This is a genomic window from Seonamhaeicola marinus, assembly GCF_008085455.1.
This window is the reverse complement of sequence record NZ_VSDQ01000729.1, coordinates 346,834-372,597: the sequence shown is the minus strand read 5'-3', so window position 1 is coordinate 372,597 and position 25,764 is coordinate 346,834. Positions and strand designations below refer to the sequence as shown.

26 protein-coding genes are annotated in these 25,764 nt (G+C 33.7%); 18 read left to right on the top strand and 8 right to left on the bottom strand.

Going from position 1 to position 25,764, the window contains the following annotated elements; all coding sequences use genetic code 11:
• Positions 1-33 precede the first annotated feature (33 nt).
• The 5 genes from FUA24_RS22675 to moeB are packed head-to-tail and all read left to right on the top strand — an operon-like array spanning position 34 to position 4,403.
• Positions 34-804 carry a hydroxymethylpyrimidine/phosphomethylpyrimidine kinase gene (locus FUA24_RS22675; RefSeq protein WP_148545473.1) on the top strand — a complete coding sequence of 257 codons (771 nt, stop codon included), beginning with the start codon at positions 34-36 and terminating at the stop codon, positions 802-804.
• On the top strand, positions 804-1,454 hold the full coding sequence (gene thiE / locus FUA24_RS22670; protein WP_148545471.1) for a thiamine phosphate synthase: 651 nt from the start codon (positions 804-806) through the stop codon (positions 1,452-1,454). Before FUA24_RS22675 ends, thiE begins: the two co-directional genes overlap by 1 nt.
• A gap of 4 nt (positions 1,455-1,458) precedes the next feature.
• Complete coding sequence (locus FUA24_RS22665) at positions 1,459-2,229, top strand: thiazole synthase (RefSeq protein ID WP_148545469.1); 771 nt, start codon at positions 1,459-1,461, stop codon at positions 2,227-2,229.
• 1 nt (position 2,230) lies between these two features.
• Positions 2,231-3,343 (top strand): 2-iminoacetate synthase ThiH, encoded by a 1,113-nt coding sequence (gene thiH, locus FUA24_RS22660; RefSeq protein ID WP_148545468.1) that lies wholly within the window; start codon positions 2,231-2,233, stop codon positions 3,341-3,343.
• A 7-nt stretch (positions 3,344-3,350) separates the two neighbouring features.
• Positions 3,351-4,403, top strand: a complete 1,053-nt coding sequence (moeB, locus tag FUA24_RS22655; RefSeq protein WP_394344236.1) for a molybdopterin-synthase adenylyltransferase MoeB — start codon at positions 3,351-3,353, stop codon at positions 4,401-4,403.
• Positions 4,404-4,406: 3 nt separating this feature from the next.
• On the opposite strand, the gene FUA24_RS22650 is transcribed toward moeB, so the two are convergent.
• Positions 4,407-4,832 carry a hypothetical protein gene (locus FUA24_RS22650; RefSeq protein ID WP_148545464.1) on the bottom strand — a complete coding sequence of 142 codons (426 nt, stop codon included), beginning with the start codon at positions 4,830-4,832 and terminating at the stop codon, positions 4,407-4,409.
• Positions 4,833-5,002: 170 nt separating this feature from the next.
• Here FUA24_RS22650 and greA point away from each other — a divergent pair, with 170 nt between their 5' ends.
• Together greA and FUA24_RS22640 are read left to right on the top strand one after the other, a co-directional pair.
• Positions 5,003-5,476 carry a transcription elongation factor GreA gene (gene greA, locus FUA24_RS22645; protein WP_148545462.1) on the top strand — a complete coding sequence of 158 codons (474 nt, stop codon included), beginning with the start codon at positions 5,003-5,005 and terminating at the stop codon, positions 5,474-5,476.
• 15 nt (positions 5,477-5,491) lie between these two features.
• Positions 5,492-5,887, top strand: a complete 396-nt coding sequence (locus FUA24_RS22640) for an HIT family protein (RefSeq protein ID WP_148545460.1) — start codon at positions 5,492-5,494, stop codon at positions 5,885-5,887.
• On the opposite strand, the gene FUA24_RS22635 is transcribed toward FUA24_RS22640, so the two are convergent.
• The gene (locus tag FUA24_RS22635) at positions 5,884-7,035 is read right to left on the bottom strand and encodes a sensor histidine kinase (protein ID WP_148545459.1); all 1,152 of its coding nucleotides are present in this window, start codon (positions 7,033-7,035) and stop codon (positions 5,884-5,886) included. The genes FUA24_RS22640 and FUA24_RS22635 overlap by 4 nt on opposite strands.
• Positions 7,036-7,156: 121 nt before the next feature.
• Between FUA24_RS22635 and FUA24_RS22630 the strand changes: the two genes are divergently transcribed.
• The 5 genes from FUA24_RS22630 (at position 7,157) to FUA24_RS22610 (ending at position 11,900) form a co-directional block, all read left to right on the top strand.
• On the top strand, positions 7,157-8,035 hold the full coding sequence (locus tag FUA24_RS22630; RefSeq protein ID WP_148545457.1) for a flavin reductase family protein: 879 nt from the start codon (positions 7,157-7,159) through the stop codon (positions 8,033-8,035).
• Positions 8,036-8,055: 20 nt separating this feature from the next.
• A complete protein-coding gene (locus FUA24_RS22625) occupies positions 8,056-8,433 on the top strand; it encodes a DUF3127 domain-containing protein (protein WP_148545455.1) in 378 nt (125 codons plus the stop codon).
• Positions 8,434-8,525: 92 nt separating this feature from the next.
• Positions 8,526-9,149, top strand: a complete 624-nt coding sequence (gene aat / locus FUA24_RS22620; RefSeq protein WP_148545453.1) for a leucyl/phenylalanyl-tRNA--protein transferase — start codon at positions 8,526-8,528, stop codon at positions 9,147-9,149.
• A gap of 83 nt (positions 9,150-9,232) precedes the next feature.
• On the top strand, positions 9,233-9,460 hold the full coding sequence (locus tag FUA24_RS22615) for a hypothetical protein (RefSeq protein WP_148545451.1): 228 nt from the start codon (positions 9,233-9,235) through the stop codon (positions 9,458-9,460).
• 43 nt (positions 9,461-9,503) lie between these two features.
• A complete protein-coding gene (locus FUA24_RS22610; RefSeq protein ID WP_148545449.1) occupies positions 9,504-11,900 on the top strand; it encodes a hypothetical protein in 2,397 nt (798 codons plus the stop codon).
• Position 11,901: 1 nt separating this feature from the next.
• Here the strand turns inward: FUA24_RS22610 and FUA24_RS22605 are convergent, their stop codons facing one another.
• A complete protein-coding gene (locus FUA24_RS22605) occupies positions 11,902-12,651 on the bottom strand; it encodes a DUF2490 domain-containing protein (RefSeq protein ID WP_187388366.1) in 750 nt (249 codons plus the stop codon).
• 147 nt (positions 12,652-12,798) lie between these two features.
• On the opposite strand from FUA24_RS22605, the gene FUA24_RS22600 reads away from it, so the two are divergent.
• On the top strand, positions 12,799-14,631 hold the full coding sequence (locus FUA24_RS22600; RefSeq protein ID WP_148545445.1) for an alkaline phosphatase D family protein: 1,833 nt from the start codon (positions 12,799-12,801) through the stop codon (positions 14,629-14,631).
• Positions 14,632-14,633: 2 nt separating this feature from the next.
• On the opposite strand, the gene FUA24_RS22595 is transcribed toward FUA24_RS22600, so the two are convergent.
• Positions 14,634-15,200, bottom strand: a complete 567-nt coding sequence (locus FUA24_RS22595; protein WP_148545443.1) for a DNA-3-methyladenine glycosylase I — start codon at positions 15,198-15,200, stop codon at positions 14,634-14,636.
• Positions 15,201-15,293: 93 nt separating this feature from the next.
• Between FUA24_RS22595 and FUA24_RS22590 the strand changes: the two genes are divergently transcribed.
• On the top strand, positions 15,294-15,911 hold the full coding sequence (locus FUA24_RS22590; RefSeq protein ID WP_148545441.1) for a thioredoxin family protein: 618 nt from the start codon (positions 15,294-15,296) through the stop codon (positions 15,909-15,911).
• Here the strand turns inward: FUA24_RS22590 and FUA24_RS22585 are convergent.
• Genes FUA24_RS22585 through FUA24_RS22570 form a run of 4 tightly spaced genes read right to left on the bottom strand, consistent with a single transcriptional unit; the run spans position 15,895 to position 19,249 of the window.
• Positions 15,895-16,617, bottom strand: coding sequence for an energy transducer TonB (locus FUA24_RS22585; protein WP_246147144.1), 723 nt, complete (start codon positions 16,615-16,617; stop codon positions 15,895-15,897). The genes FUA24_RS22590 and FUA24_RS22585 overlap by 17 nt on opposite strands.
• A 43-nt stretch (positions 16,618-16,660) precedes the next feature.
• Positions 16,661-17,371 (bottom strand): tRNA pseudouridine(55) synthase TruB, encoded by a 711-nt coding sequence (gene truB / locus FUA24_RS22580; RefSeq protein WP_148545439.1) that lies wholly within the window; start codon positions 17,369-17,371, stop codon positions 16,661-16,663.
• Between the two features lie 3 nt (positions 17,372-17,374).
• Complete coding sequence (locus FUA24_RS22575) at positions 17,375-18,169, bottom strand: undecaprenyl-diphosphate phosphatase (protein ID WP_148545437.1); 795 nt, start codon at positions 18,167-18,169, stop codon at positions 17,375-17,377.
• Positions 18,170-18,220: 51 nt separating this feature from the next.
• Positions 18,221-19,249, bottom strand: coding sequence for a LacI family DNA-binding transcriptional regulator (locus FUA24_RS22570; protein WP_148545435.1), 1,029 nt, complete (start codon positions 19,247-19,249; stop codon positions 18,221-18,223).
• A gap of 125 nt (positions 19,250-19,374) precedes the next feature.
• Between FUA24_RS22570 and FUA24_RS22565 the strand changes: the two genes are divergently transcribed.
• From FUA24_RS22565 to FUA24_RS22550, 4 genes are all read left to right on the top strand, one after another.
• Complete coding sequence (locus FUA24_RS22565; protein ID WP_148545433.1) at positions 19,375-22,050, top strand: TonB-dependent receptor; 2,676 nt, start codon at positions 19,375-19,377, stop codon at positions 22,048-22,050.
• Between the two features lie 146 nt (positions 22,051-22,196).
• Positions 22,197-23,510 carry an MGH1-like glycoside hydrolase domain-containing protein gene (locus tag FUA24_RS22560; protein WP_148545431.1) on the top strand — a complete coding sequence of 438 codons (1,314 nt, stop codon included), beginning with the start codon at positions 22,197-22,199 and terminating at the stop codon, positions 23,508-23,510.
• Between the two features lies 1 nt (position 23,511).
• Positions 23,512-24,114 carry a GNAT family N-acetyltransferase gene (locus tag FUA24_RS22555; protein ID WP_148545429.1) on the top strand — a complete coding sequence of 201 codons (603 nt, stop codon included), beginning with the start codon at positions 23,512-23,514 and terminating at the stop codon, positions 24,112-24,114.
• Between the two features lie 7 nt (positions 24,115-24,121).
• Positions 24,122-25,729, top strand: coding sequence for a sodium:solute symporter (locus tag FUA24_RS22550; protein ID WP_148545427.1), 1,608 nt, complete (start codon positions 24,122-24,124; stop codon positions 25,727-25,729).
• The last annotated feature ends 35 nt before the right edge of the window (positions 25,730-25,764 follow it).

Here is a 25,764-nt window from a genome sequence, read left to right as displayed (position 1 = left end):
ATTAGCGAACTAACGGACAAATAAGATTAATAATTGAAAAACAATAAATATATAGTAACCATAGCAGGTCATGATCCTTCAGGAGGAGCAGGTTTAACTTCAGATATTAAAACATTTGAGGCTCACGGTTTACATGGTCTTTCAGTTTGTAGTGCTATAACCGTTCAAAATGACATTGATTTTAAGGAATGTATATGGACAGATACCAGAGTAATTATTGCACAACTTGAAACACTTTTTGAACGTTTTGAAATTTCAACTATTAAGATTGGAATCATTCAGTCTTGGGAGGCGTTATCAGAAGTTTTAAATAAACTTCATGCATTAAACGCGGAAATAAAAATAATTCTAGATCCGATAATAAAAGCTACTGCTGGTTTTGATTTTCATTCAACCGAGAATCAAGACTTGTTAGACAGTATTTGGAATAAGTGTTTTTTAATCACACCAAATTATGAAGAAATTAAGCTGCTATATCCTGAAAAAGATATAAATGAAACTATTGAGCATATTTCGGAAAAAACAAATGTTTATTTAAAAGGTGGACATAGAACCGACAAGAAAGGTTGGGATGTGTTATGTCATAACAGAATTATTCAAACTAATATTGAACCTAAGGCAAGGCGTGTTTTTGAAAAACATGGTAGCGGATGTGTTCTATCATCTTCTTTGGCAAGTAATATTGCTTTAGAAATAGAACTAGAAGATGGCGCTAGAGCATCTAAATATTATACTGAGAATTTTTTGAATTCAAATGAGACCTTGTTAGGAAAACATCAATCAATTATTAAAGCCAATATCTAATGCCAGTCATAAATAAATTACACTATATATCACAAGGAACCAATGCTAAGGAGCATTTAGAGAATATCCAAAAAGCTTGTCAATATGGATCCGAGTTAGTGCAACTTCGGTTAAAAAATCTTTCAGAAAAAAAGATACTAAAAGCGGCCGAAGAAGCTAGAGAAATTACAGGTCATTATCATACCAGATTAATTATAAATGATCATTATAAAATTGGAAAAAAAGTAAATGCAGATGGTGTTCATTTAGGAAAGACAGATACCTGCCCTACTATAGCTAGAAAAGAGTTGAAAAGTTGGCAAATAATAGGTGGAACAGCAAATACTCTCCAAGATTGTGAAGCTTTAATTGCTAAAGAAGTTGATTATATAGGTTTGGGACCCTTTAGATTTACAACTACAAAAGATAATTTAAGTCCAATTTTGGGTCTTAATGGTTATACTTCAATAGTAGAAGCTCTAAATACTAAGACTCCAATTATAGGCATTGGAGGAATAAAAACCGAAGATGTTAGCGAAATATTAGAAACTGGTATTTCAGGAATTGCAGTTTCAGGTGAGATAACAAGAGATTTTAATAAAATTAAAGAGTTTCATAAGCTGCTAAATACCGGAAGCTCTCAAGAACAACGTTACAGCTTTAAAAATTAAAATGATGAGTGATACATTAAAAATAGCTGATAAAGTATTTAATTCAAGACTGTTTACTGGAACTGGGAAATTTAGCTCTAATGACTTAATGGCACAGGCTATATTAGCCTCAGAAAGTGAGTTGGTAACAGTAGCATTAAAACGTGTTGATGTAGAAAATGGACAAGATAAAATGTTGGAAAGTATAAATCAACCACACGTTAATTTATTACCAAATACATCGGGAGTAAGAGATGCTAAGGAAGCCATTTTTGCAGCACAATTAGCTAGAGAAGCCCTTGAAACTAATTGGGTTAAGCTAGAAATTCATCCTGATCCCAAATATTTATTACCAGACCCAATAGAGACTTTAAAGGCTGCGGAGGAATTGGTAAAACAAGGATTCGTAGTAATGCCATATATTCATGCCGACCCTGTATTATGTAAGCGATTAGAAGAGGTCGGGACGCAATGTGTAATGCCTTTAGGAGCACCAATTGGAACCAATAAAGGATTGAAAACAATGGATTTTCTTGAGATTATCATAGAGCAAAGTAATGTGCCTGTTATTGTAGATGCCGGTATTGGAGCACCATCTCATGCCTCATACGCTATGGAATTAGGTGCAGACGCTGTTTTAGTTAATACGGCAATTGCCGTATCTCAAAATCCGGTAGACATGGCAAAGGCATTTAAAATGTCTGTTGAAGCTGGAAGAATGGCATTTAATGCAAAATTGGCTAGTGTGAAAACACATGCCGAGGCTAGTAGTCCGTTAACAAGCTTCTTAAACTAAAATGAGTACAACATTTCAAGATATATTTGATTCTTATAATTGGGACGCCACTCTTGCAAGTATCCATGCTAAAACATCTAAAGATGTTGAGTTTGCATTGAATAAATCTAAACGAGATTTAGAAGATTTTAAAGCATTGTTATCTCCTGCGGCTATCCCATATCTGGAGGAAATGGCCCTACAAAGTAAAGCGTTAACTAAAAAGCGTTTTGGTAATACTATTCAGATGTATATTCCAATGTATTTGTCTAATGAATGTCAAAATATCTGTACTTACTGCGGGTTTAGCATGACTAATAAAATACCCCGTAGAACATTATCTGATTCTGAAATTATTAAAGAAGTTGAGTTCATTAAAGAGAAAGGATACGATCACATTTTATTAGTAACCGGTGAAGCCAATAAAACGGTTGGAGTACCATACATTAAACACGCTATTGAGCTTATAAATGATAGGTTTTCTAATATTACTATTGAAGTACAACCGCTTAATCAAGATGAATACGAAGCGCTTATTGAAGCAGGATTGTATGCTGTTTTAGTATATCAAGAAACATATCACCGAGCAGAATATAAAAAGCATCATCCTAAAGGAAAAAAATCAAATTTTAATTACCGTTTAGATACACCAGATAGGTTAGGTAAGGCAGGAATTCATAAAATTGGTTTGGGTGCTCTATTTGGTTTAGAGGATTGGCGTGCCGATAGTTTTTTTGCGGCTTTACACTTAAAATATTTACAAAAAACCTATTGGAAGACTAAATATTCAATTTCATTTCCTAGGTTACGTCCGCATAGTGGTGGTTTGGAGCCTAAAGTTGAAATGACAGACAAAGATCTAGTACAAACTATTTGCGCTTTTAGGTTATTAGATGAAGATGTTGAGCTATCATTGTCTACTAGAGAAAGTGAAATATTTAGAAACAATGTTGTCCAGTTAGGTATAACATCAGTAAGCGCAGAGTCTAAAACTAACCCTGGAGGATACGTGGTAGACCCACAAACTTTAGAACAGTTTGAAATATCGGATGAAAGACCAACAGAAGATGTGGCGAGAATGCTTCAAGAACAGGGTTTAGAACCCGTTTGGAAAGATTGGGAAAGTTTTAAATAGCGCTATTATGTTAAGTAAAAATGAACAAAAAATATACAGCCGTCATTTACGGTTAAATGAAATTGGTGCTGAAGGTCAAGAAAAGTTAAAACAAGCCAAAGTATTAGTTGTAGGTGCAGGTGGCTTAGGTTGTCCTGTTCTTCAATATTTAACAGCTGCAGGTGTTGGTACCATAGGTATTGTTGATGGTGATGTGGTTGATGTTTCAAATTTACAACGGCAAATATTATATGCATTTGAAGATGTAGGAAAAGCTAAAGCTAAATGTGCTTCGAATAGATTGAAGTCGCTCAACCCATTTGTGAAATTTAAAGTCTATCAAGAATTTTTAACGAATGAAAATGCGTTAGGCTTATTTAAAAAGTATGATATAATAGTTGATGGTTCAGATAATTTTCAAACCCGTTATTTATGTAATGATACAGCGGTAATTACTAATAAACCCTTAGTTTTTGGTTCTATTTTTAAGTTTGAAGGGCAAGTAACGGTTTTCAATTATAACAATGGACCAACGTATAGATGTTTGTATCCAACACCGCCAAGCCCTGGAGCTGTTCCTTCATGTTCTGATATTGGTGTTTTAGGAGTTTTACCTGGTATTGTAGGCAGTTATCAGGCCAACGAAACTTTAAAAATGATTCTTGGTATTGGAGAAGTGCTTTCAGGAAAACTACTCACTTTTAATGCGCTTACCATGAATCAAATGTCGTTTAATTTCAATAAAAATGAAGCCATTAATATCCAGGTTTTAGAAGATAATTATGACGTGTTTTGTGGTCTTCCTCAAGTTGATGAAGAAATTACTTTAGAAGTTTTTAATGGAAAGAAAATGGCTTACAATTTATTAGATGTAAGAGACCATTGGGAAAGAGCGCAAGATAGTATTGGGGGGAAGCATATACCATTAAATGAGTTACCAGCTAGATATACCGAAATTGAAATTAATAAGCCAGTTGTAGTATATTGTAAGTCTGGAATAAGGAGTAAACGCGCAATAGAGTTTTTAGAAGCAGCAATTCCAAATACTAGTTTTATTAATTTAAAGGACGGAATTGGGTAATTTCTAATTAAAAATTAAAAGGTTATTTCCGTTTTTTTCTATTCTATAAAACTTTAAAGAGCATCTAAGGCTCGGGTTTTCGGGCTCACCAGTAATAAGGTTATAGGTGTTTTTATCAGTACATGTAGAACTAGCATTTAAACCAGAAGGCACCAAAATTGAGCAAGGCGAAGGTGTTTTGTTTGGATCACTTGCATCCCAAGCATAAAAATCAAACCCTGTACTTGCTACAATAATGCCCCCGTTACCCGCATTAGGTATGTAAACAGAATTACCGGCAAATTGTAATTGGCTGAATTGAGGTAAGCTTAGATTTACAGTTTCTTGAACGTTAATATTCAATAAAAATTTGCAATTTTCATCTTCACCAGAATTGCTGCTACACGCGGTTAAAACAACAAAACAAAGGGCGCAAAAAAATAATTTCATAGTCAATAAAAATGGTTTGCAATTTACAACAAAAAGTAAATCAACTTAAATATTTTGTATATTTGCCTTACAATCTCGTGTCAACGAGATTTTTTCTTTTGTCCCGAACTTGTTTCGGGTTCTTTTTTTAGATATAACGAAAGAAATTATTAATTATTTAATATGAAGTTATGAGTAAAGTATCTTATTACACGGCAGAAGGTTTAAAAAAATTAAGAGACGAGTTAAATCAGTTAAAGGATATTGAACGTCCAAAAGCATCTCAAGCCATTGCAGAAGCAAGAGATAAGGGAGATTTAAGTGAAAATGCAGAATATGATGCTGCAAAAGAAGCTCAGGGCATGTTAGAGATGAAAATTTCTAAAATGGAAGAGACTTTAGCAAATGCAAGAGTTATAGATGAATCTCAATTAGATACTTCTAAAGTATTGGCTTTATCTACAGTTAAAATAAAAAATCAAACCAACGGTATGGAAATGACTTATACTTTGGTTGCGGAAAGTGAAGCGGATTTAAAAACGGGTAAAATATCGGTAAACTCTCCTATTGGTAAGGGGTTATTAGGTAAATCTGTTGGAGATGTAGCCGAGATAAAAGTTCCTAATGGTATAATGAAATTTGATGTTATTGAAATAACACGATAATACGTTTAGAGTTGTATGGCTTCGATTTTTACTAAAATAGTTAATGGCGAAATACCTTGCTACAAGGTTGCAGAAACTAGTGAGTTCTTGGCATTTTTAGATATTAACCCAAATAGTAAAGGGCATACCCTTTGTATACCAAAAAAAGAAGTAGACAAAATCTTTGATTTAGATGAAGCTACCTATAATGGACTTATGAGTTTTTCAAGAAAAGTAGCTCTGGCCATAGAAAAAGTGATGCCTTGTGAACGTGTTGGCGTATCAGTAATTGGTCTAGAAGTACCGCATGCACATGTGCATTTAATTCCGTTGCATTCTATGGAAGACGCGCGATTTATAAAGAAAACCAGTTTAACTTCAGAAGAATTTCAAGAAATAGCCAAATCCATTCAAGATAATTTTCTTGCTTAAGAACTCTTCAATGTTATTTGAATTGTGGTGCCTTTGTCTTTTTCAGAATGAAGTACCTTTATCTTACCATTATGAAAATCTTCTATAATACGCCTGGTTAGTGATAAACCGAGTCCCCAACCACGTTTTTTGGTGGTGTATCCAGGCTCGAAAATTTTCTTAAAGTCTTTTTTCGCAATACCTTTTCCAGTATCGGATACCTTAATTTTTACATTGTCTTCTAACTCTGCAATTTCAACAGTAAGTTTGCCTCGCCCTTTCATAGCATCAATGGCATTTTTAACCAGATTTTCAATGGTCCAACTGTATAATTGTTTGTTTAAGTTAACAGGAATGTAATCTGTGCTTTTAGTGAATTCAAATTCTATTAAATTAGAAGCTCTTGATTTAAGATAGTCATAAGAAGCAATAGTTTCTTCTACGATATTCGTCATTTCCAAGGTTGGCAATGAGCCAATTTTACTAAAGCGTTCAGTAATAATTTTTAACCGATCTACATCTTTTTCTATTTCTAAGATATAATCTGGATTAACATTTTCACTTTTTAAAATTTCGGTCCAACCGATTAGAGAAGATAATGGAGTTCCAATCTGATGGGCAGTTTCTTTAGCCATACCAGACCATAACTTATTTTGAGTTGCATTTTTATTACTACTGTAAAAGAAGAAAATCACTGCAGCAAAGAGAATTACAATTAGTATTAAAAAAAGAGGATAATATTTAACCTTATTAAGCAAGGGAGAGTTTCCATAGTAGATTGTGCTAAATGTTTTTCCATCAAATATTACTTTTATAGGATCATTCTCCTTTTCATATTTACGTATTAGTTTATTTATGTAAATAGAGTCTTTTGCTTTAACTGGGTCTATATTATTAAAATCAATACTACCATCTCTATTAACTAGTATCATTGGAGTGGTTTTATTACTAGTAATTACTTTTAGAGGTAAATCGCCCATATTAGCATCTAAATTGTCTGTCTTAATCAAATCAGATTGAGAAGAGGCCCATATTTCCATTTTAACCCTTTCTTCATGCTTAAAAAGCATAAAAAACTGATAGGTTTTCCACATTATACCCGAAACAACTATAAATGAAGCTATTACAATTATCCAACGGAAAGTGTTGTTTTGATTCGTGAAAATCATTAAAATTTAATTTTATACTGAAATATAATGTAAATCTGTTAATATTATTGTGCTACTTGTTAGTAAATTGGTTTTTAGTTGCATAAGATATTGGTTACATTTGTTGAAATAAAATTATTTGATGGCATCGTTTGAACCTAGAGATTTATCAACCAGCAAACTACATAGTTATTTATTAAATGCTATTGCTCCAAGACCGATAGCTTTTGCAAGTACGGTTGATGAAAAAGGAACTCCAAACTTATCACCTTTTAGTTTTTTTAATGTGTTTAGTGCTAATCCTCCAATATTGATTTTTTCTCCTGCCAGGAGAGTGCGAGACAATACAACTAAGCATACCTTACAAAATATAGAAAAGACTAAAGAGGTAGTTATTAACGTAGTTAATTATGATTTGGTACATCAAATGTCATTAACTAGTTCAGAATACCCAGAAGGTGTTAATGAGTTTGATAAGGCAGGACTAACTATGTTAGAATCTGATATGGTTAAGCCATTTAGAGTAGCCGAATCTCCTGTACAATTTGAGTGTAAGGTTAATGAAATTAAAGCTTTAGGAGATCAAGGAGGTGCTGGTAATTTGGTAATTTGTGAAGTCGTAAAATTTCATATTGATGGTGAGGTTTTAAATGAAGATAAAACTATTAATCAGACCAAGTTAGATCTTGTATCAAGGGCAGGTGGTAGCGTGTATGCACGGGCAAAAAAAGGATTTTTTGAAATACCCAAACCAATATCTAGTCAAGGTATAGGTGTAGATAGCTTTCCTGATTTTGTGAAAAATTCAATGATTTTAACTGGAAATGACCTGGGAATGTTAGGGAATGTAGAAATGTTGCCATCAGAAACAGAAGTGGAGCTGTTTGTTAATGACTTAAGCCATAGGTACCCTAACATTAAAACGGCATCACATAGAGAAAAACATAAGTTGGCACGTAATTATCTTAGTTTTGGAGATGTTGAAAGTGCATGGAAAATTTTATTAAGTAAGAGTAAATAATAATTATATATAAATTAATAATGGAAGTTCAAGGAAGAATAAAAGTAATTGGTGAGACACAAACTTTTGGAGCAAATGGTTTTAGAAAGAGAGAAATAGTTGTGACTACAGAAGAACAATATCCACAGCATATTATGGTAGAGTTCGTTCAAGATAAAACAGACTTATTAAATAACTATCAAGTAGGGCAACAGGTAAAAGTAAATATTAATTTAAGAGGGAGAGAATGGGTTAATCCACAAGGTGAAACCAAATATTTTAACTCTATTCAAGGTTGGAGAATTGAAGCAGTACAAGCAGATGCAGGAGCAGGAAATGTGCCTCCAGTACCACCAGCAGATGCTTTTGAGCCAGCAGGAGAATTAAATAAAGAAGATCACGACGATTTACCTTTTTAAAATTTAACTTGTTATTCCCTCGAAGTTGGGAATCTTAATCATAAATAACCTCAATGTATTATTAATACGTTGAGGTTTTTTATTTTTACACTATGTATTACTTAAACCAAGAGTTATGGTTTCCAGATGTAAATAAAGCAACACCAGAAGGTATATTGGCAATTGGTGGCGATTTATCTGCAGAAAGATTAATGCTTGCTTATAAATCTGGGATATTTCCTTGGTTCGAGACAGACCAGCCTATTTTATGGTGGAGCCCAGATCCAAGATTTGTTTTGTTTCCTAAAAAGCTTAAGGTTTCTAAAAGTATGAAACAGGTGTTGCGGAATTCTGGTCTAGTAGTTACGGTAAACAAGGCATTTAAGGACGTTGTTACAGAATGTTCAAATATAAAACGTAACGGGCAACAGGGTACATGGATTACTCAGAGCATGATTGATGCCTATGTAAAGCTGAATGTCTTAGGATACGCTAAATCTATTGAAGTATGGCAGAACAACAAATTAGTTGGAGGATTGTACGGTGTAGATTTAAACAATGGTGTTTTTTGCGGCGAAAGTATGTTTTCTAAGGTTAGCAATGCAAGTAAAGTAGGGTTTATTACATTTTTAAATAACTCAAAGTACCAACTCATAGACTGCCAAGTTTATACAAGCCACTTAGAAAGTTTAGGAGCAGAAGAGATATCTAGAAAAGAATTTTTAAGCTTTTTATAGACGGGGTTAGTATTTAATGGCTAAATTAGTAGCGTATCTTGCTGTTTAACGCTCTCATTTTAAATTTATACGAATATCTAATTATGAGAAAAACATCTAAATCTGCATTAACTCAGCAAAGTGTTTCTGAACTATCCTTCTACAAAAGATTTAAGTATAAAATTGAAGATTTTATAAAGCCAACCTTAGATCCCAAAATATCTTTTTTTTCTAGGCTAGAAAAACAAATAGTCTTTTTTGTAATTCTCTTTTTTGTAGTTGCTATTTCAATTTTTATGGTGTTGGAATTTGGCCATTATCAATTTCCTTAATTAATACGCAAATAATGCAATCTCTATGTTGAAAAAAATTAAAATGTTACTGGTTATTTTTTTGATAACAAGTAATATCGTCTCTCAAAATATCAATATTTTTTTTGATCACAATATTCCTCAATTTGAGTTTGCAGCAAATGAGATTAAAATAGCCTTGAAAAATAAAGGCTTTCAATCTACCCTAAGGCCTTTAAAACAAATTTCAAGTTACAATACTTCAGATAAAATAGTTTTAACCCTACATTCCAATAAAGCGTTGTTAGATCAGCTTCATAAAGAAGGCCCAAACTTAAATGTCATTAATAAACTTTCTGAACAAGCCTATGCCTTAAGAACCTTAAAAGATAATTATTTAAGTTATTGGGTAGTTGGAGGCGATGTTGCCGGAGCTATGTACGGCGGACTTCAAATAGCAGAAAATATAGCTTTTAATGCATTAGATGGAGTTTATAATGAGGAGGCCTCTCCCTACTTAAAGAAGAGAGGAATTAAATTCAACATTGCTTTAGATAATAAATCGCATAGTTTTGATAGTGATGGAGATCAAGACAAAAGTAATATTAAAGATGTTTGGGATATTACATTCTGGAAATCATACCTCGATGATTTAGCTAGGTATCGTTATAATACTTTATCCTTTTGGACTAAACACCCATTTACCTGCATGATAGCATTAGAAGAGTATCCAGATGTAGTAATACATGATGTTACAGATGGTTATGGGAACTTAGTCAAGAAAATGACTATTGAAGAAAAAATTGCCTTTTGGCAAGAAGTTATGACATATGCTAAGAACAGATCTATTGATATTTTTTATTTTACATGGAATATATTCTTAAGTACAGCAGAAGGTAAATATGGTATTACCCATAAAGGGACAAATGAAAATACTAAAGTATATTTAAGAAAATCTGTAGAGAAATTTTTGTTAACCTACCCACATATTTCTGGAATTGGGGTTACCGCTGGAGAGCGTATGCGTGATCTGAACTTTGATGAACGTGAAAAATGGTTATGGGACACCTATGTTCAAGGAATAATGGATGCTAAGAAGCAGCAACCTAATCGTGAAATTAGATTTATTCACCGACATTGGAATACGGCATGTAGTGATATTATGAATCATTTTAAAGATTATGATGGAGCTTTTGAGTTTAGTTTTAAATATGCCAGAGCTCATATGTATTCTAGCCCCAATATCGTTTTTGAAGATTTTTTATTGGAGGAAATGCCAGAAGGTACCAAGAGTTGGTGGAATGTGAGAAATGATGATATGTTCTATCTAAGGTGGGGAGATCCAGAGTTTACACGAGATTTTTTATTGGGTTTTGATAAAGAAAAGACAGCAGGTTATCTAATGGGGTCAGACGGATACACTTGGGGAAGAGTGTATTCTAGTAAAAAGCCATTATTTCAAGGAAAAACAGAGATTAGTAAGCATTGGTATAATTTTATGCTCTGGGGTAGGCTAGGTTACAATCCGCAGCTATCGCAAGATGTTTTTAAAATTCATTTAAAACAGCGTTTTAAGACCAGTACTATTGATAATCTATACAAGGCTTGGAAAACTGCTTCAAAAATTATTCCTCAGACTACGCGTTTTGCCTGGAGAGATTGGGACGGTAACTGGTATCCTGAGGGCTGTAAAAGTGGTAAGTTTTTAACAGTAAAAGATTTTATGGTTGGCTTCACTATGGAGGGTAGCGGGATTTTGAATATAGCGGACTACTGTCAAAAAGTTATGAATAAAGAAAAGATATCCGATATTACACCTTTTGATGTTGCTAATAATTTAGAAAACTATTCGGGAACTGCTTTAGATTTAATTAATACAGTTAAAGCAAAGGATGAGTCTGAATTACAACTTGTAAAAAATGATATTATTGCTTTTGCCCATTTGGGTAATTACTACAGCGAAAAAATAAGAGGCGCCACTGAATTAGCGCTGTATGCAAACACTCAAGAAAAATCTCATCAGAAAAACGCCGTAAATCACCTTGAAAAAGCTCTAATACATTGGAAGCTGTATGCGCAAGTTTTAGATGAACAGTACCTTCCTAAAGTTCTTGCGCGTACTGGTAAAATGGATTGGAATGCCCTAACTGCAGACGTTAAACAAGATATTGAAATAGCAAAAGATTTTAAAGGGTTTGATGTAAATATCTCTTTTGAAAACATTAAAGATGGTAATGTATATCCTGTCGGCACAGATTTAACGGTGAATTTAGTTATTGAATCTAATATTGAAATTGAAACGGTAGGATTTGTTTTAAATGGGGAATATCTTGGAGTTAAGAAAAATGCCCCCTTTTTATGGAACGCTAACAATACGGCATCGCTCAAAAATATGAATACTGGATCTTACGAACTCAAAGCTTGGGTAAAAGACAATACAGGATTTAGAATAGATAAAATTATCAATATTGAGGTAAAGTGAGTTAAATTTTGAACAGTGCCGAGGTAGCAAAATACAAGTAGTTGTTTGCTTTTGTGTTGTAGTTCTCCCATCTATATTCTAAACCACTTTGTAATTTTACATTTTCACTTATCAACCAGCCAATAAATGAGGTAAACCTTTGGTCAAGAAGGGGGGAGTGTTCTTTACTAATACTGCATAAAGCCTCTGTGCTTCCAATGAAATAGGCTTCTCCAATATCTAGTGTATCTCCATTTAAGGGTAAATCTACGGCAAATCTATATCGCGGCCTATACACAGTATAAGTGTCAAAAAAACGTTGTTCAAGCCTAAGTCTATGCCCTAACTTAAATCCTATTTTCTGCCTGCCTAAAGTATATTCCTGTAAAAGGCGAATTTCATCACTCCCAGAATTAAACCAATCTCTATTACGATAATAAAAGCCAAAACCAATCTTATTAGAATTCCCAACATTAAAATTTGAAAAGTGAAAGACATCAACTTGCTGTTGTTCATAATCTAGGTTGCTCTTGTGTAAAAAATAGCGACTTCTAAAAATAAAACTGGCGTTATACTTTTTTGAAATACTGTGGTTAAAGGACAACGTGGTTTCTCCTAAGACATCAAAATAATCTTGAGAAAATGCCGAAAAAGATAAAAAAATAGTGCAAACTAAAGAGAGGTATTTAACAACGTACATATTCAAGTTCATAAGGCTAGAAAACGAATTTCTAGAGTTTCTAATGTTAATAGTATTGCTTTTTAATTCCAAAGAAAAGTCTACCCATTATACAAAAAGTATACAATACTTTTGAATAAGCTTTAAATACTAGTAATAAACCAAATGTAGTTAAAAAAATAGTATACGAACTGTGATAAGCCTAAGTTGTTATTTATTTTTAAGAAAATATTTTTAGTTATGAGGTTTATAAAAAACGCATTAGTTCTGTTTATAGTATTAGTTTTTGCTTCCGGTATAGTAAGGGCTCAGGATTTAGGAACATTCGAATATTCTAAAAAACTTAAACCTAAAGACCGTATTTGTTTTGCGTTGTATACTGTACACGAAAATACCGTAAAAATGACGGCTCAATTCTACCCAATTCAAAATTTTGAACCCTTTGAGGCTAGTTTGGAACTAAAAGAAAACGGTGAGTGGAAAACAGTTTCGCATTCCAGAATTCATTATCCTGGATATACAGCACATTTTCGATTAGATAATTGGGACGATACCAAAGACGTAGCGTATAGGGTAAACTTCATGGATAAAGCTTTTTACGAAGGTTTAATACGAAAAAACCCAGTACATAAAGATGAATTTGTTATGGCGGCTTTTTCATGTAATTCAATTTACTCAAGACATGATGGCAATATTCCTAAAACAGACATCATAAACAACTTAAAACAAATACAACCAGATTTATTATACTTTGCTGGAGATCAGGTTTATGATCATAGTTTTCATTTGATTCACTGGTTGCAATTTGGAAGGGATTTTGGTGAAATTATTAGAAATACACCAACCATTACACTACCTGATGATCATGATATTGGACAAGGGAATTTATGGGGAGCTGGTGGAAAAGTTGCACCAACACGCCATGGCAACATGGGAGGTTACTATATGCCCGTAGAATATGTGAAAGAAGTTGAAAGAGCGCAAACTAGTCATTTACCAGATCCCTATGACGCAACACCTATAGAAAGAGGTATTGGGGTATATTACACGGATTTAAAATGGGGAGGAATGAGTTTTGCTATTCTAGAAGATAGAAAGTTTAAAACAGGACCTAAGCCTATAACAGATAAGGTTAGAAAGCAAAACAAGGGTGGTTTTAATGCCATTGATCCTAAACTATTTGACGACCCAAAAGCAACAATGCTTGGGAAAAGACAATTAGACTTTTTAGAAGATTGGACAACAGATTGGGAGGATGCAGAAATGAAATCAGTTTTATCGCAAACAATTTTTTGTAAATCCGCTAACTATGGTAATAAAGGCAAAAATGAAATACGTTTTGACTTCGATTCTAATGGATGGCCCCAAAAAGGAAGAAATAAGGCGTTAAAAGTTATAAGAAAGAGCTTTTCTACCATGGTGGCAGGTGACCAACATTTGGGATCTGTAATCCATCATGGAGTAGATGATTGGAATGATGCTGGCTACTCATTTGCGGTACCAGCTGTTGCTAATTTCTGGGTGCGCTGGTGGGATCCAAAAGAACCAGGTAAGAATAGAAAGAAAGGTGCACCATATTACACAGGCGAATTCCTAGATGGTTTCAATAATAAAATTACTGTTAATGCTATTGCAAACCCTAACTTTAAGGAAGATATGGAGTCTGGAGATAGATTAAACACTCGAGCTGCAGGATATGGTATTATTAGATATAACAAACCTAAAAGACAAGTTACTTTTGAGTGTTGGGGGAGAAATGTTGATATGAGTAATCCAAACAGTCAACAATATCTCGGATGGCCAATAACAGTTACTCAAGAAAGTAATTATGCTATAGAAAACGGATTTGAATTGCCTAAGTTAGAAATTTCTAAATCCAATCAAGTTGTAACAGTAGTTCATAAAACTTCTGGAGAAGTCATTTCTTCTCATAGAATAAAGGGCAGCTCATATCAACCAAAAGTTCATAAAGAAGGGCTTTACAATTTAATCATAGGCGAAGGAGCTAGTAAAAAGACTATTGAGGTTTCGGCGAAAAAGAAAAATAGAACTACAAAGAACGTAAGTCTGTAATTTTAGACCTCATTATACCTAAAGCAACTGGTTAAGTGGTCATTTACCATGCCAGTTGCTTGCATATAGGCATATACTACTGTTGTGCCTACAAATTTAAAACCTCGCTTTTTTAGGTCTTTACTAATAGCATCGCTTAAAGGTGTATTTGCAGGTACTTCTTTTAAAGTTTTAAAAGCATTTTTAATGGGCTTGCCATTTACAAATCCCCAGATGTATTTACTAAAACTTCCAAATTCATCTTGAATTTTTATAAAAGCCTGAGCATTGGTTACCGTTGCCTTTACCTTTAATTTATTTCTAATTATTCCAGAATCCTGAAGTAAGTCATCAATTTTCTCTTGATTATAAGTGGCTATTTTTTTATAATCGAATCCGTTAAAAGCTTTTCTGAAGTTTTCACGTTTACGTAGAACAGTTATCCAGCTTAATCCGGCTTGAAAGGTTTCAAGAATTAGAAATTCAAATAATCTATCGTCTTCATATTCTGGAACACCCCACTCTTCATCATGATATTTTTCATATAAATCATCGCCTTCACACCAGCTACATCTATTTTTTTTGCTCATTGGTTGTAAGTTTTAATGTATGTCCATGACAAAAGTCATCTTAAAACGCTTAGCAAGATACTAATTTTGTCTTGTCACTAAAACAATGATATAATGAATACAGTTATTAAATCTAGTATGGAGAATAGTGTGTCTTATGAGGCATATCGTAATATGGTTATTCAATTAGTAGAGGATAAAGATACAACAGGTGATGATAAAAGTGAATCAAGAATTGATTTTACAAAGTTAAGTAACAGACGCATGAAACGTTGGGATAAAACACTTAAAATTGATGAGGCTGCTAAGAAGAGATTTGCAGATTTTGATAGAAAAGTGACATGGTTAGTGATTACTGAAAGTTGGTGTGGTGATGCTGCTCACGTAATGCCTGTTTTAAATAAAATAGCCGATTTAAGTGAAAACATTGATATGAAAGTGGTGTTAAGAGATGAAAATGAAGCCTTAATGGATATGTTTTTAACTAATGGGGGAAAGGCAATCCCTAAACTTATAATGCTAGATGATGAGACTGGAGATGTTTTAGATACATATGGCCCTAGACCAAGCGAAGCTACTGGCTATGTAAATAGATTTAAAGCAGAACATGGCAGTCTAACAGCAGACTTTAAAGAAGACTTACAGCATTGGTATAATAATGATAAAGGAGCAACTGTTGTTGAAGATGTTACCCAAATGCTTAGAAAATTTCAGCCTAGTTTTTACCAATAAAATTAAAAGTAATTGTGCCAATTTGGGTTGCTTTTGAAGCGTCTGAACTAAAAACAGATTCCTTTGCGTATTCCAAGGCATGTTCTATTAAACATTCATTGTCAGAATTTGAACTGGAGTTTATATAAGCATCAGTTACATTACCTTTAGCATCTACGGTAATAGTCACTACTATTGTACCGTTTTCTTCGCAAAGATAAATAGGTATAGGTATATGAACCTTATCTCTGTTTTTAAGAGAGAACCCAATAGTACTTCTGGAATTATTGGCTTTTTCTTGTTGCTTTTTTAACACGTCGTTGGCTTTGTCAAATTGGTCAAGTGCTTCCTTGTCTAATTCTTCCTTGTGCGTGTTTTTGTATTTTTCCTTATAGTTGTTAAGAGCTTCCGAATTATTAATCGCAGTGTGTTCTGGTGTGTAATCTTCGGGTGGAGCAATAGCCTTATAAGCTTGGGCAAATCTGTTAGAACTTTTAGTTTCATTAAAAGCGCTATTGGTCTCAGCTTTAGAATTGTTTAGTTTTTCTAAGGCCTCAATCATTTTTTGCTCTTCTTCGGTAAGTTCTTCTTCTGGTTCTATTTCATAGAAGGTTTCGGCTATGCCTTTTTCATGTTGTTTAAGGCTAAGACTAAAAACAGATAACACCACCGTTCCTGCAATAAGAACGGTAATTAATAATGCTTTATGTTGATCTTTTAAATGCAATTAAGTAGGTTTCTTTAGAACAATATACGCAAAAACTGAAAATTTAGTTTTCAAAGCTGTCTATGAAAGCTTCAATAGATTGGGCATTTTCTACCTTAAAATCGCCAATTTTTGTCCTGCGCAGAACAGATAAATGAGCTCCAGAATTTAGAGCCTTCCCAAAATCATTAGCTAAAGAACGTATATAGGTACCTTTACTGCAAACTACTCTGAAATTTACGTTTATACCATCTTTAGCTGAGTTTGAATGCTCTACATTAGTGATTTCAAATTCTGAAATACTAACTATTCTCGACTTTATTTCAACATCTTTACCTTCTCTTGCAAATTCATAAAGCCGTTTCCCATCTTTTTTTATAGCGGAAAAAACAGGCGGATATTGCGCTATATCTCCAATAAATTGTTTTGTGGTAGAATGAATAAGGGCTTCAGAAATATGCTCTGTTGGATAATGTTTATCAATTTCAGTTTCAAGGTCAAAAGAAGGCGTAGTGCTTCCAATAACAAAAGTGCCAGTATATTCTTTTATTTGTCCTTGGTAAGTATTTATTTCTTTGGTCTTTTTACCAGTGCATATAACTAACAAGCCAGAGGCCAAAGGATCTAAAGTACCTGCATGGCCAACTTTAATCTTTTTTAGGTTAAATGTCTTTCTAATTTTCCAGCGTATCTTATTAACCGCTTGGAAGGAGGTCCAATGCAAAGGCTTGTCAATTAATAAAACTTGACCCGATTGATAATCTTCAGCAGTCATAAACTAGTTTAAAAACGAAACAACTATGGCAATTAAACCAACAATGACACAGTAAATAGCAAAGTAAGAGAGTTTACTCTTTTTAACTAAGGCAATCATCCAAGTACAAGCAAAAAGTCCTGCTACAAACGCAGCAATAAAACCAGCTGATAATGCTGTAAAGTTTTGACTCTCCATAGAAATATCGCCACTTAATATGTCTTTTGCAATTTTTCCGAAAATTAGAGGAACTACCATTAAAAATGAAAAACGAGCCGCTTTGGTTTTATCGTTTCCTAATAAAACGGAAGTGGAAATTGTAGCACCAGATCTTGATATACCTGGCAGCATTGCAATGGCTTGAGATATACCAATAACAAAAGCATTGCTAAAACTTACTTTTTTATTGGTGTCCTTGGCCTTATCGGCTAAAAATAATAGCGCTGCGGTAATGATAAGCATACAACCAACAAGCAATATATTTCCGCTAAAAAGGGCTTCTAGTTGTTCTTCAAAAAACAATCCAACTACAACAGCAGGAATCATTGAAACGGCAATTTTAAAAAGAAATTGCAAGTCTTCATTCCATTTAAATTTCAGACAACCTTTAATAATATCTAGAATGTCTTTTCTAAAAATAACTATGGTACTTAACGCTGTCGCAAAGTGTAGGACCACAGTAAAAAGTAAACTTTCCTCAGGTACAGAGTTGTCGCCTAAGATTGCTTTTCCTAATTCTAAGTGACCACTAGATGATACCGGTAAGAATTCTGTAAGTCCTTGAATTATACCTAAAATAATTGAGTCTATTATATCCATGTAGGCAAAAATATTAAAATTGAAATACCAAAAGTTAAAATATCAATTAAATTAACTAACAGCGGCTTTAAATGTAGAATCCCTAATTATAAGATTCCCTTTAATTTCAACTGTTTTATTGCCAATGGAGTTGGGGTCTTCGATTTCCTCCACAAGATATTTTACAGCCGTTGAACCAATACGTTGTCCTGGTTGGTCTACAGTAGTTAGCATGGGCTCTATGATTGTGGAATTTCTAGAATTACTAAACCCAATAACAGCTATCTCTTCGGGTATTTTAACGTTAAACTTTTTTAGAGTTTGTATAACGCCAATAGCTGCACTATCGGTAATGGCAAAAATGGCATCAGGTTTCTTTTTAAGACTCAGAAGCAAATTGGCCATTCGTTTGCCTTGTCTCTGAGAAATATCATCAACGCTAATAATGATTTTTTCATCAATAGCAATGTTATGCTCTTTAAGAGCTCTTAAGTAACCTGCATAACGCCTTTCGGAGTTGTATGAATATTCATTTTCCTTAATAATGGCAATACGCTTTTTCCCGATATTAATTAAGTGTTCAATGGCATTATATGCTGCCTCTTCTTCATTAATTACCACTTGAGAACATGGTATTTTATCTGAGGCTTTATCAAATAGTATTAAAGGAACATTATTAATCACTCTTAAGATATCGTCAATATCTCTAGTTACTTTAGAAATAGACATTAAAATACCGTCAACATTAAACTGTAACATTGTGTTTAACATTTCAGTTTGTTTTATAGCATCGTTATTAGACTCAGAAATAATTACGCGGTACCCTTTTAAGGCGGCTTCATCTAAAATGCCTTTTAAAATAGTGGATGTAAAGTAATGGGTTATGTTTGGTACCAATACTCCAATAATGTTTGTTTTTTGTTGCCTAAACCCTTTGGCAAAAATATTAGGTACATAGTTAAGACGACTTGCTAGAGCTTTGACTTTTTGCTTGGTATCTTCACTTATGTCGGGGTGATCATTCAATGCTCTTGAGACTGTAGAAATAGATAAATTTAATTCTTGAGCTAACTTTTTTAACGAAACAGATTCCTTTTTCATTTTAAAATAAATTTTAAATTGCAAACGTTTTCGCAAACGTTTGCGTACAAATATTGCAAATTTTTATCATTTTTTTTGTGATATTGATTATAAATTTGAGAAACAATTAACTAATTCTAAATAAAATGAAAAAAATTATTTTTGTATTAACGTGCATTTTTAGCGTTTCGTTTGCGTTTTCGCAAACCGATGTTTCGGGAACGGTAAAAGATGCAAGTGGGGTACCAGTAACAGGGGCTAATATTTTAATAGTAAATAGTTCTTCTGGTGCAACTACAGATTTTGATGGTAATTTTAGCTTTTCAACAAGCTTAACAGGAACTCAAAAATTACAAGTGTCTTTTATTGGCTATGAGACGTTTTCACAGGATATTGATTTAAACGGAACTGCAATAACCTTAAATATTGTTCTTAAAGAAGGAGGTAATAGTTTAGATGAGGTAGTTTTAACAGCATCGGCAACTTTTAGATCGCAGAAGGATACTCCAATGTCTATTAGCTCACTTAAACAGAAAGAAATAACCAAGCTTTCTGTGAACTCTCAAGCAGATGTTTTAAGAAGTATACCAGGTATTACCGCTGAAGGTGGTGGTGGTGAAACTGCATCTAACATCTTTGTTAGAGGTTTGCCTTCTGGAGGGCAATATGTTTTTAATCCATTACAATATGATGGAATGCCGCTAATGAGTACGTTTGGGTTAAACTCTTCTGCTCATGATGTGTATGCAAGACCAGATATAGGATTTAAAGGCGTTGAGTTTGTTAGAGGTGGTGCTGCCGTGTTATACGGTTCTGGATCTGTTGCAGGTATAATTAACTATACAAGTAAAACCGGAGATTCTAATGCAGAAAATATGATTAATGTAGAGTGGGCAGACAAAGGACGTATTAAAACCGACTTTTATACTGGTGGAAAACTAGGAGGAGAAGAATCTAATACCTACTATGCTTTTACTGGTTTTGTTAGAAAAGATGATGGGCCAATTGAAACAGGTTTACCAACAAAAGGGGTACAGTTTAGAGCAAACATTAAACAAAAATTTGAGAATGGCTCATTCACAATTCATGGTCAGTTTATAAATGATAATGCGCAATTCTTTTTACCACTTCCTTTAGATGGTGAATCAAGAAAAAGATTAGCAGGTAATGATGGTAATGAGGTTTCTCAATTATTATCAGGTGAGTTAGCACATACATCATTCTTAACTCCTGGTGGTGTTTATAAAAGCCCAATTGAAGATGGTGTGCATACACAAGGTGGATACTTAATGGGGGATTTTAAATATAATTTTTCAGACGATTTAAAATTTAAATCTAAAGTTAGATATGCTAACTATAAGCACAACTTTGCCTTATATGTAGGAGGTAATGGCGCAAATAACAATCCAATTACATTAAACGAATATGTTAATAATGTAGCTCCTGGAAACTTAGGATTTTCAGCGCAATACCAGGGAACATCATCAGATATTAGTGGTTCAGATTTGGTAGTTGATAATTTACATATTGATAGATTAAGACCTATGACTGATTATTCGGGAGAAGCGTCTTTAACTAAGACTATAGAAGTCCCTAGCGGAACTCACAATATTACTGGTGGTGTGTTTTTAGCACGTACAGAAGCAGAAGATGTAAACTATCAGTATAGAGTTTTATCTGAATTTAATAACAATCCTAAATTAGTAAACTTAAGCTATACAGATGCAGGAGGAAATAATGTGATCTTCTCTGAAGGTGGGTTGTATAATAGAATTGGTATGACATCTAATAGATTTTTATCTCAAAGTAGAACGGCATTCTATTTAACAGATGAGATGGTTTTAGATAAATGGCGTTTTGATATTGGTTTTAGAATTGAAAATACAAAAGGAACTTTTAATAATGGAAACATTGTAGAGTCTCAAGTGTATGATAATCCAGAGTTAACTCCAGAATTAGCTAACGTTCGTTTTGCAGATGGAAGCTTTACACGTGCCGATGTAGATGTTACAGATTGGGCTGTATCTTTAGCCGGTTTATATAAACTAAGCGATGCAGTTAATTTATATGCTAACTTCTCAAAAGGATATTTCTTTCCACAGCTTAGAGGATTTGCTCCAATTGCAACTGGTGTAACAGGAAGTAAATACGATTCTGAAAGAATTATACAATTTGAAGCAGGTGCAAAAGTAGGTACACCAAAGTTTAAAGGATCTTTTGCTGGATACTACGTAGGCTTAAGCGATAGAATTAAAATTGACCAAGGGTTTGATAATGGTGTATTGGTTGATTTATTTAGATCAGATCAAAGCACAAGAACTATTGGTTTAGAAACTACTTTCGATTGGAGATTTGCAGAAAACTTCAACCTTAGAGGTACAGCAACATATCAGGCACACGAGATTACGAAAAACGAAAGAACAGATTTAGTAGCTAATACAACAACAACTGCAGATGAAGGTAATAAACTAGCAAGACAACCTAATTTCTTAGGGTCTATTGGAGCGTATTACGATGATGGTAACTGGGATGCTCTGTTTTCTTTCAACCATACCGGAAGTAAGTTTGCTGCAGATAACAACAACGTAGAATTAGATGCTATTACAATAGCGCGTTTAGGAGCAGGATATGAATTCCCAATGGGAGGTGTTGATAGCGGAGATACATTAAGACTTGGTTTTTCAATATTCAATTTATTCAATGACGAAGGTGTTACAGAAGGAGATCCAAGAAACATTAACCAGTCTGGTACTGCTGAGTTTTTCTTCGGAAGACCAATTTTACCAAGACGTTTCTTCTTAACTGCAACCCTTAATTTTTAGTTTTTTAAATAGTTTGGTTTGGTTGAATTCATCACCTTTTAGCTAAGGTGAAGGTGATGGATTTTTAGGATTATGAGTTAAATCCTTAAGAATTAAAGACCTGCTTCAGTAACAAGCGGGTCTTTATTTAAACACTTGTTGAGAAAATGAAAGATACATTATACAAGAAAGCTGTAGAGGTTTTAGAGAACAATTGGAAAGAAGGGTTTAGTATTCCATGTGCTAAATTGTATCCCTTTCAATGGTTTTGGGATTCGGGTTTAATAGCTATAGGTTTTGCACATTTTGATATGAAAAAGGCAGAACAAGAAATAGAGACCTTATTAGATGCACAATGGGGTAATGGCTTTATTCCGCATATCATTTTCCATACAGAAAGTGATACGTATTTCCCAGGTCCAGATTTTCATCGTTCAGATTTGCACCCACAGTCTTCAAAAAAATACAGATCTACAGGAATGACACAACCTCCTGTAACAGGATTTGTGCTTGAAGAGATATATAAGATAAGTAAAGATAAACCAGCAACCTTAAAATTTATAGAAGGGGTTATCGATAAAGTATATTTTAATCATGAGTATTTCTACGATAATAGAGATCCGCAAAATGAAGGTTTAGTTTATATCTATCACAATTGGGAATCGGGTACTGATAATTCTCCAATTTGGGATGATATTTGGAAAACTATGAATCCACCAGAATACACTTTTGAAAGAAGAGATACCACGCATGTAGATGCAGCTGAGAGACCCTCTAAAAGAGAGTATGATCATTATCTGTACATTATAGATATAGCGAAGGAGCATAATTATAGTGATGAAAAAATAGCGGAACTATCACCGTTCTTGGTGCAAGATCCATTGTTTAATGCCATGTTGATAAAGTCAAGTAAGAGCTTAATCAAGCTTTACGAACGTATTGGTGGAAATGAAGAGAAAATTGCTCAGTTAACCCAATGGCAGCAAAAAGCAATTGCCACATTTAATGAGAAACTTTATGATGATAGTTTAGGAGCCTATGTGCATTATGATTTAAGAAACGAGAAACCTATTAAGTTTCTGTCATCATCATCATTTGCTCCAATCTATGCTGGTATTCCAAGTAAAGAACGAGCTGATAAAATGGTAGAGGTAATGCTGCAAAAATTTGGCGGAGATCATCAATATTTATGTGCGTCTTTTGATCCAGACAGTGAACGATTCAATCCTAAAAAGTATTGGAGAGGACCAGTTTGGGTTAATCTTAATTGGATGCTGCATAATGGACTCAAAGCCTATGGCTATTCAGATGTGGCATTAAGAGTAAAGCAAGATACTATTGCTTTAATGGAAAATAACGGATTTTATGAGTATTTCGATTCAAGGAAAGACATGCATAAAGATGGAAACGCTGGCTATGGAGGACATAATTTCTCTTGGAGTGCTGCCTTATTGATAGATCTACTAGAAAAGGAGGAATAAAGTGCTAAACTTTGACTTTAATAATGATTACACTCTAGAAAATGATAAGGTCAAATTAAGTCCCTTAAAATTAGAGCATGTAGAACCTTTAATTAGCATTTCTAATGAAGATGAATTATGGACATTCATGCTAGAAAAAGGTAACGGATGGGAAAACCTAACAAAGTATATTTTATCAGCCGTAAATAAAAGAAAATTTAAAAAGGAGTATCCCTTTATTGTCTTTGACAAAGTGAAAAATGAATTTGCTGGCACTACAAGACTATACGAGTACTCTAGTGAATTAAAAACAATTAAACTTGGTCATACTTGGTATGGTAAAGCGTTTAGAGGAACAGGTTTAAATAAGCATTGTAAATATTTGTTGTTTGAATTTGTTTTTGATGTTCTTAAATTAGAGCGTATTGGTTTTGGTGCTCATGCAGATAATAAAGTTAGTATTGCTGCAATGAAAAGTGTAGGCTGTAAAGAAGAAGGTGTTCTAAGGAATTTTATACCCGCATTAATTGGAAAAGGAAGAGCAGATATTGTGTTAATGAGTATTCTAAAAGAAGAATGGCAAGAAGAATGGAAAATGAAGTTAGAGCAAAAATTAAATAACTAAAAGCATTATGAATTATATAGATTACATTATTATAGTTGTATACCTGTTGGCTTTTTTAGGAATAGGCTATTTCTTTAAAGAAAATAACGATTCTAAAGATTATTTTTTAGGCGGACAATCTATGGGATGGTTCCCATTAAGCCTATCTACAATGGCAACACAGTTGTCAGCAATTAGTTTCATTTCGGCTCCAGCTTTTGTAGGTCTAAAAGAAGGCGGTGGTTTACAATGGTTAACCTATGAATTTGGGGTGCCCTTGGCAATGGCTTTTCTTTTAATAGCCGTAATTCCAACGCTATATAATTCTGGTATTGTAAGTGTTTATGAGTTTTTAGAAAAGCGCTTTGATGCCTCTTCAAGATTGCTAATAAGTTTTGTGTTCCAAATTAGTCGCTCAGTAGCTACTGGAGTTATGGTATATACCATGGCACTAATTCTTCAAGCCACAGTTGGTATAGACTTTTTATGGTCCATTTTGATAATTGGTGTTATTACCATGATATACTCCTTTCAAGGTGGTATGAAAGCCGTTATTTGGGGAGATGTTATACAAATGCTCATTCTTTTCTTCGGAATAATTATCTGTTTGGTCTACGGATTAAGTGAATTGGGAGGATTTGATAACTTTTTAACGCATGTAGATAAAGATAGATTAACGGCAGTAGATTTTTCAAAATGGGGATTTAATAATGCTGATAAAAATGACGAGTTTGGTTTTTGGCCAATGGTTATAGGAGGGTTCTTTTTATATGCCTCTTACTATGGTACAGATCAGACACAATCACAAAGACTGTTATCTGCAAAAGGGATGCCTACCATAAAAAGACTATTGCTGGCCAATGGTTTATTACGTTTCCCCATTACCCTAACATATTGTATTATGGGGCTGGTACTAGGCACCCTTTTGCTTCAAGATTTTGGTTTTCAAGAAATGATGGATAGCGTATACCAAAGTAATATTGGTAGCTTAGAGGGTAAGAAAGCAGATTTAATGGTGCCCGTTTTTATTATTAAGTATTTGCCTAATGGCATTATTGGTATTTTAATTGTAGCCATTATGTCGGCAGCAATGTCCTCATTAAGTTCAACTGTAAACTCTTTATCCGCTGTATCCCTCGAGGATTTTATTAAACGTTTTAAGCCAAATATGAGTGATAAAGAATATGTAATGAACTCAAGACTGTTATCTGTATTTTGGGGAGTTGTTTGTTTGTTATTCGCTTTGTTCGCAGGAAGTATAGAAGGAACCGTAATAGAGGTAATCAATAAAATAAGTTCTGTGTTCTATGGGCCTATTTTGGCTGCGTTTATATTGGCAATTTTAACAAAGAAAACACACGCGTTAGGAGCCAACATAGGGATTGTAGCGGGAGTCTTGTTTAATATGTTTTTATGGTTATATGTTCCCGAAGTATTTTGGTTTTGGTGGAACGCCATAGGCTGTTTGGTAACCATTATAGTGGCGTATACCATTAGTGCCGTAATTAAGAAAGAAACCAAGGAAGGTTTAGAGGTTGTTTTTTATAAAGCAGGAAAAAGAGAAGTAATTATTTTACTAGGCTATTTTGTTATTATTACCATTGTAGCCATTTCTATGGTAAATATTTTAAGTTAAGAATAAAAAGATTAATAGCATAAGTTAGACCTACA

Bases quoted from the DNA above. Each gene is read 5' to 3' on its own strand.
- FUA24_RS22610 (WP_148545449.1), top strand. From the start codon at position 9,504: ATGTTACTGGTTATTTTTTTGATAACAAGTAATATCGTCTCTCAAAAT.
- FUA24_RS22615 (WP_148545451.1), top strand. From the start codon at position 9,233: ATGAGAAAAACATCTAAATCTGCATTAACTCAGCAAAGTGTTTCTGAA.
- greA (WP_148545462.1), top strand. From the start codon at position 5,003: ATGAGTAAAGTATCTTATTACACGGCAGAAGGTTTAAAAAAATTAAGA.
- FUA24_RS22640 (WP_148545460.1), top strand. From the start codon at position 5,492: ATGGCTTCGATTTTTACTAAAATAGTTAATGGCGAAATACCTTGCTAC.
- FUA24_RS22665 (WP_148545469.1), top strand. From the start codon at position 1,459: ATGAGTGATACATTAAAAATAGCTGATAAAGTATTTAATTCAAGACTG.
- FUA24_RS22575 (WP_148545437.1), bottom strand. From the start codon at position 18,169: ATGGATATAATAGACTCAATTATTTTAGGTATAATTCAAGGACTTACA.
- FUA24_RS22630 (WP_148545457.1), top strand. From the start codon at position 7,157: ATGGCATCGTTTGAACCTAGAGATTTATCAACCAGCAAACTACATAGT.
- FUA24_RS22570 (WP_148545435.1), bottom strand. From the start codon at position 19,249: ATGAAAAAGGAATCTGTTTCGTTAAAAAAGTTAGCTCAAGAATTAAAT.
- FUA24_RS22625 (WP_148545455.1), top strand. From the start codon at position 8,056: ATGGAAGTTCAAGGAAGAATAAAAGTAATTGGTGAGACACAAACTTTT.
- FUA24_RS22550 (WP_148545427.1), top strand. From the start codon at position 24,122: ATGAATTATATAGATTACATTATTATAGTTGTATACCTGTTGGCTTTT.
- aat (WP_148545453.1), top strand. From the start codon at position 8,526: ATGTATTACTTAAACCAAGAGTTATGGTTTCCAGATGTAAATAAAGCA.
- FUA24_RS22600 (WP_148545445.1), top strand. From the start codon at position 12,799: ATGAGGTTTATAAAAAACGCATTAGTTCTGTTTATAGTATTAGTTTTT.
- FUA24_RS22650 (WP_148545464.1), bottom strand. From the start codon at position 4,832: ATGAAATTATTTTTTTGCGCCCTTTGTTTTGTTGTTTTAACCGCGTGT.
- thiH (WP_148545468.1), top strand. From the start codon at position 2,231: ATGAGTACAACATTTCAAGATATATTTGATTCTTATAATTGGGACGCC.
- FUA24_RS22590 (WP_148545441.1), top strand. From the start codon at position 15,294: ATGAATACAGTTATTAAATCTAGTATGGAGAATAGTGTGTCTTATGAG.
- FUA24_RS22595 (WP_148545443.1), bottom strand. From the start codon at position 15,200: ATGAGCAAAAAAAATAGATGTAGCTGGTGTGAAGGCGATGATTTATAT.
- FUA24_RS22635 (WP_148545459.1), bottom strand. From the start codon at position 7,035: ATGATTTTCACGAATCAAAACAACACTTTCCGTTGGATAATTGTAATA.
- thiE (WP_148545471.1), top strand. From the start codon at position 804: ATGCCAGTCATAAATAAATTACACTATATATCACAAGGAACCAATGCT.
- moeB (WP_394344236.1), top strand. From the start codon at position 3,351: ATGTTAAGTAAAAATGAACAAAAAATATACAGCCGTCATTTACGGTTA.
- truB (WP_148545439.1), bottom strand. From the start codon at position 17,371: ATGACTGCTGAAGATTATCAATCGGGTCAAGTTTTATTAATTGACAAG.
- FUA24_RS22565 (WP_148545433.1), top strand. From the start codon at position 19,375: ATGAAAAAAATTATTTTTGTATTAACGTGCATTTTTAGCGTTTCGTTT.
- FUA24_RS22560 (WP_148545431.1), top strand. From the start codon at position 22,197: ATGAAAGATACATTATACAAGAAAGCTGTAGAGGTTTTAGAGAACAAT.